General features: G+C 61.0%; 6 protein-coding genes. All 6 read right to left on the bottom strand.

What is annotated here, in order from left to right; translation table 11 throughout:
* Positions 1-163: 163 nt before the first annotated feature.
* The 6 genes from rseP to tsf all read right to left on the bottom strand — a co-directional run bounded on the left by rseP (position 164) and on the right by tsf (position 5,334).
* Positions 164-1,297, bottom strand: a complete 1,134-nt coding sequence (rseP, locus tag VGO04_RS20140) for an RIP metalloprotease RseP (RefSeq protein WP_327497738.1) — start codon at positions 1,295-1,297, stop codon at positions 164-166.
* A 29-nt stretch (positions 1,298-1,326) separates the two neighbouring features.
* The gene (locus tag VGO04_RS20145) at positions 1,327-2,160 is read right to left on the bottom strand and encodes a phosphatidate cytidylyltransferase (protein ID WP_327497739.1); all 834 of its coding nucleotides are present in this window, start codon (positions 2,158-2,160) and stop codon (positions 1,327-1,329) included.
* Positions 2,160-2,903 (bottom strand): isoprenyl transferase, encoded by a 744-nt coding sequence (locus VGO04_RS20150; RefSeq protein WP_327497740.1) that lies wholly within the window; start codon positions 2,901-2,903, stop codon positions 2,160-2,162. The genes VGO04_RS20145 and VGO04_RS20150 overlap by 1 nt, the downstream gene beginning before the upstream one ends.
* A gap of 37 nt (positions 2,904-2,940) precedes the next feature.
* Positions 2,941-3,501, bottom strand: a complete 561-nt coding sequence (frr, locus tag VGO04_RS20155; protein ID WP_327497741.1) for a ribosome recycling factor — start codon at positions 3,499-3,501, stop codon at positions 2,941-2,943.
* Between the two features lie 51 nt (positions 3,502-3,552).
* A complete protein-coding gene (pyrH, locus tag VGO04_RS20160) occupies positions 3,553-4,275 on the bottom strand; it encodes a UMP kinase (protein WP_327497742.1) in 723 nt (240 codons plus the stop codon).
* Positions 4,276-4,467: 192 nt separating this feature from the next.
* On the bottom strand, positions 4,468-5,334 hold the full coding sequence (gene tsf / locus VGO04_RS20165; RefSeq protein WP_327497743.1) for a translation elongation factor Ts: 867 nt from the start codon (positions 5,332-5,334) through the stop codon (positions 4,468-4,470).
* Position 5,335: the final 1 nt, after the last annotated feature.

Raw genomic sequence — 5,335 nt, forward strand, 5'->3', positions numbered from 1 at the left:
AAGCAAGCCAGCTCGTTAATTTCTGTTTACTTCAATTCGAACCGTGGCTTAACGGCCACTACAGCCTCGATTTATCGTAAACAAAACCTTTCGTCGCAAGCCGTTGAAAACCAATCGTTCACAGTATCCGTCGAAATCCCCTCGCCGCTTCCCCGGCCGAACGCTAGCCGAAGAACATCGATATGTCGTTCCAGGTGGCAAACACCATGAGCATCAGCACCATGGCAAAGCCGATCCGATAGGCGACATCCTGCGCGGCCGGGCCCACCGGCCTTCCGCGCAAGGCCTCAACCGCATAGAACATCAAATGGCCGCCATCAAGCACCGGAACGGGCATGAGGTTAAGCAATCCTATGGAAACTGACAGGATCGCGGCAATATTCAGCACAAACGGAATTCCAAGCGTCGCCATCTGCCCTGAAACCTTGGCGACGCGGATCGGTCCACCGATCTGATCCGCCTTCATCCGCCCGGTGACCACATTGGCGAGGTAATCGAAGGTGCCGGTGACGACATGCCAGCTTTGCAGGACGCCCTGCCCCACAGCCTCGATCGGACCGTAGGTCACCGTGCGGAAATTCCCGGCCTCCTGGTCGGTCAGGATGCCAATGACGCCGATTTCCATCTTGTTGCCGAACTGATCCGCAAGCTCCGTTCGCTGCGGAACCATCGGCAGATCGAGCATCGCGCCGCCCCGTTCGATTCGAATCGTGATCGGCAATTCGGGGCGCACGCTCACATAGCGGCGAACGTCATCGAAGGTCACGACCGGTGTGCCGTCGATCGAGATCAGGCGATCCCCCGGAAGCACGCCCGCCTGCGCGGCGGCGCTGTTCTCGTTGACGCGGGCCACCACCGGATCGGCAACCTGACGCCCGTAGACGGAAAACAGAACGGCGAAGATGGCGATGGCGAGGATGAAGTTGGCAATCGGCCCTGCAGCAACGGTCGCGGCCCGCTTCCAGAGCTTGGCGCCGAGGAAGGTTCGGCTCCGCTCTTCCGGCGCCAGCGCTTCAAGCCGCTCGTAGTCCGGCACGCTCGCAGCATCCTCGTCGCCGAAGAACTTGACGTAACCGCCAAGCGGGATCGCCGAGAGCTTCCACCGGGTTCCATGTCGATCGGTCCAACCGATGAGCTCGGGCCCGAAGCCAATCGAGAAGGCAAGGATACGGATGCCCGACCACCGCCCGACGAGATAGTGCCCCATCTCATGCACGAACACCAACAGCGTCAGCACAAGCAGGAAGGGGATGACGTAGCCGGTCAGAATCTGAAAGGCTTCAAGCAGATATGTCATGAGCGTTCCTTAAGCACGCGCGGCCAGGATCAAAGGCCATACAGGACCGACCCGAAGGCGATCTGGCGCCCATCGCTGACGACGTACTGGACCATGACCAGTATCAACGCCGCGACGCATGCGAAAATCAATCCGTCGACCCGATCCATAACGCCGCCGTGCCCCGGAATGAGACGGCTGGAATCCTTCACCCCGAAGCGGCGCTTGATGAAGGACTCAAACAAGTCTCCAACCTGGCTGGCGACGGAAAGCACCAGGGCTATGATCGGGATACGGAGATCTTGCAGCGAAAAATAAGCCATAAAGACGGCAACACCAGCAACAATGCCGCAAATCGTGCCGCCGATCGCACCGGACCAAGTCTTGCCGGGCGATATGCGCGGCGCGAGCTTGGGCCCACCGATCGCACGGCCTGTAAAATAGGCGAAGATGTCGGTCGCCCAGACGACGGCAAAGACGAACAGCGTGGCCATCAGGCCAAGGTCGTCGGCGCCGCGCAGCGCCGCAAGCGAGATGCCGGTCAGCCCGGCATAGGCGATGCCGCCGGGCAGCCACCAACTCGTCTTCTGCAGAAAGACCCAAAGCATCCCTGCGAGGACGAAGAAAGCCAGGATGGGCAGGCTGTATCCGATGTAGCCGGTCACGATCAGGCCAGCGATCACGGCAATGGAGAACCACCCGAAGGCATTGCCCTGGAAATCCCGCTCGGGAAGGCCCGTGATGGTCGACCATTCGTAGTAGACGAGCACCGCGATCAGCGCTGCAAGAACCTGAAACGCGAGCCCGCCAAACCAGGTCGCGGCCAGAGCGACCGCCGCGAGCACCACTCCCGAAGCGATACGAAGCTTGAGTTCAGTTTGCATCAGGAACCAACCGCCAGAGTGGGCTCGGAGACACCGCCGAAACGGCGTTCCCGGCAGGCGTATTTCTCTAGCGCCGCCAGAAACGTCTCGCGCGTGAAATCGGGCCACAACTCGGGGACGAAAATCAGCTCCGAATAGGCGCCCTGCCACAGAAGAAAATTGGAAAGGCGCTCTTCGCCACTGGTGCGGATGATCAGGTCCGGGTCGGGAATGCCAGCCGTATCCAGCGTCGCCGCGATACGCTCCGGGCTGATGTCCTCGGGGCGCAGACGTCCCTCGGCGACCTCGGCCGCCAGGCGTCGCATGGCCCGTGTCAGCTCGTCGCGCGCACCATAGTTGAAGGCGATGACCAGGGTGATACCGGTGTTTCCGCGGGTCGTTTCTTCCGCCTCCACCAGCAGCGGCAGAATATCGCCCCGCAGGTTCGAGCGGTCCCCGATCACGCGGATGCGGACATTTTCACGGTGTAGATCCGCAAGATCCCGCCGAATGAAGGTCTTCAGCAACCCCATGAGGTCGCTCACCTCGGCCGCCGGCCTGCTCCAGTTTTCCGAAGAAAAAGCAAAGAGGGTGAGATAGCGGACACCGAGCTCGGTCGCCGACTTGACGGTGTCGCGAACGGTCTCGACCCCCTTGCGATGCCCCATTGTGCGCGGAAGCCCACGCGCGTTCGCCCAACGCCCGTTGCCATCCATGATGATGGCAACATGTTCCGGAACGGTCGTGGAGGTGAGGTTTTGCATAAGGCGTCCGCGAAAGGAGACTCAGATCACGAGCAGATCAGACCTGCATGATTTCCTTTTCCTTATCGACGAGCAAGCGGTCGATCTCGGAAATCGTTTCGTCGGTCATCTTTTGCACGCGCTCGGATTGAGAACGGCTGATATCCTGGCCGATGTCGCCATCCTTTTCGGCTTTTTTCAGGTCGTCCATGCCGTCACGACGAACGTGACGCACGGCAACCTTGGCCTTCTCCGCGTAATCGTGGGCAACCTTGACCAGCGACTTGCGGCGCTCCTCGTTGAGTTCGGGCAGCGGAATGCGCAGGTTCTGGCCATCGATGATCGGATTGAGGCCGAGGTTCGATTCGCGGATACCGCGGTCGACGGCGCCGACCATCTGCTTGTCCCAGACGGAGACCGACAGCATGCGCGGTTCTGGAACCGTGATGTTGGCGACCTGGTTGAGAGGAACACGCGAGCCGTAGGCTTCGACAGTCACCGGATCGAGAACGTTTGCCGACGCGCGGCCAGTACGGAGCGACGCGATATCGCTCTTGAATGCGGAAATGGCGCCATCCATGCGACGCTTCAGTTCCTTCAGGTCAGCACCTTCACTCATGTCGAAACTCCCGTTCTATCATACGCCGGCCATGAGGCCGTTCTGCAATTCTTAGTTATCGGTCACGATGGTCGCACGACCGCCGCCGGTCAATATTTCCGCAAAGCCACCCTTCTCGTGGATCGAGAAGACGACGATCGGAATGGCATTTTCGCGTGCAAGCGCAACGGCGGCAACATCCATGACCGCCAGGCCCTTTTCAAGGACCTCGCTATGGGTCAGGCGATCGAAGCGGGTCGCGGTCGGGTCCTTCTTCGGATCGGCGGAGTAGATGCCGTCGACCTGGGTGCCCTTGAAGATGGCCTGCGCACCCATTTCAGCGGCGCGAAGAGCGGCAGCCGAATCGGTCGTGAAGAACGGATTGCCCGTGCCGCCGGCGAAGATGACGACGCGGCCGAGGGAAAGATGATAAAGCGTGGCGCGCTGCGAGAAGCTCTCGCAGATTTCCGGCATCGCGATTGCCGACAGCACCACCGTGTCGATATCGAGCTTGCGCAGCGAGGTCGCCAGCGCCAGCGCATTGATCACCGTCGCGAGCATGCCCATGTGATCGCCGGTCACGCGATCGCCGCCCTTGGAGGCTACCGCCACGCCGCGGAAGATGTTGCCGCCACCGACAACCACGCCAACTTCGACGCCCATGGCGCGCGCTTGCGCGATATCTGCGGCGATGCGATCAGCAACCGCCACGTCGATGCCGAAACCCTGGCTGCCCATCAGGGCTTCACCGGAGGCTTTGAGTAGAACACGTTTATAGAGTGGCTCGGCCGGCATCATCGCTCCTGAACAGATCGGCGCGCGTGCGCACGATTGCGGCGCACAGCGCATAAGGACACATTGCGCTCCATGGTTTCAACCGCAGCGGCGTATATTCCGGCGGGTCCAGCGCATTGACGAAGCCGGATACACGAAGGGCACCGCGTTGTCACGCGATGCCCCAAGGTTTTCCCAATATGGGTGAAGAAATCAGCCCTTTGCGACGGCTGCAACTTCTGCAGCGAAGTCGGACTCTTCCTTTTCGACGCCTTCGCCGAGGAGCAGGCGAGCCATGCCGGTGACTTCGATCGGCGCGCCGGCGAGCTTTTCAGCGTCCTTGACGGCCTGACCGACGGTGATTTCCGGGTTCATGACGAAAGCCTGCGACAGAAGTGCGACTTCTTCGAAGAACTTGCGCATGCGGCCTTCGACCATCTTTTCGATGATGTTGTCCGGCTTGCCCGAAGCGCGCGACTGCTCGATGAAGACGTTGCGTTCGCGCTCGGCGACAGCGGCGTCGACTTCGTCCGCGCGGATCGCCAGCGGGTTGGTGGCGGCAATGTGCATGGCGATCTGACGACCGACCGAGAACAGAACTTCCTTGTCGCCGACCGACTTCAGGGCGACGAGAACGCCGAGCTTGCCGATGCCGTCGCCGGCAGCGTTGTGGATGTAGGTCGCGACAACGCCGTCTTCGACCTGAAGCAGAGCTGCACGGCGCAGCGTCATGTTCTCGCCGATCGTGGCAATGGCGTCCTTGATGGTTTCATCGACCGACTTGCCGGTTGCCGGGTAGTTGGCAGCGGCAATGGCGTCAACGGAACCGTCGGTTCCGAGCGCGACGTTGGCGACGCCACGAACGAGTTCCTGGAAGGCTTCGTTGCGGGCAACGAAGTCGGTCTCGGAGTTGATTTCGACGACGACGGCCTTGACGCCACCGCTGACAATACCGATGAGGCCTTCAGCAGCCGTGCGGCCCGACTTCTTGTCGGCCTTTGCGATGCCCTTGGCACGCAGCCAGTCGATCGCAGCTTCCATGTCGCCATTGGTTTCGGCGAGCGCCTTCTTGCAATCCATC

This window comes from Ensifer sp., from assembly GCF_035999185.1.
Classification (GTDB): domain Bacteria; phylum Pseudomonadota; class Alphaproteobacteria; order Rhizobiales; family Rhizobiaceae; genus Ensifer.

Coding starts and splice junctions, on each gene's coding strand:
- rseP (WP_327497738.1), bottom strand. CDS start 1,297: ATGACATATCTGCTTGAAGCCTTTCAGATTCTGACCGGCTACGTCATC.
- VGO04_RS20145 (WP_327497739.1), bottom strand. CDS start 2,160: ATGCAAACTGAACTCAAGCTTCGTATCGCTTCGGGAGTGGTGCTCGCG.
- VGO04_RS20150 (WP_327497740.1), bottom strand. CDS start 2,903: ATGCAAAACCTCACCTCCACGACCGTTCCGGAACATGTTGCCATCATC.
- frr (WP_327497741.1), bottom strand. CDS start 3,501: ATGAGTGAAGGTGCTGACCTGAAGGAACTGAAGCGTCGCATGGATGGC.
- pyrH (WP_327497742.1), bottom strand. CDS start 4,275: ATGCCGGCCGAGCCACTCTATAAACGTGTTCTACTCAAAGCCTCCGGT.
- tsf (WP_327497743.1), bottom strand. CDS start 5,334: ATGGATTGCAAGAAGGCGCTCGCCGAAACCAATGGCGACATGGAAGCT.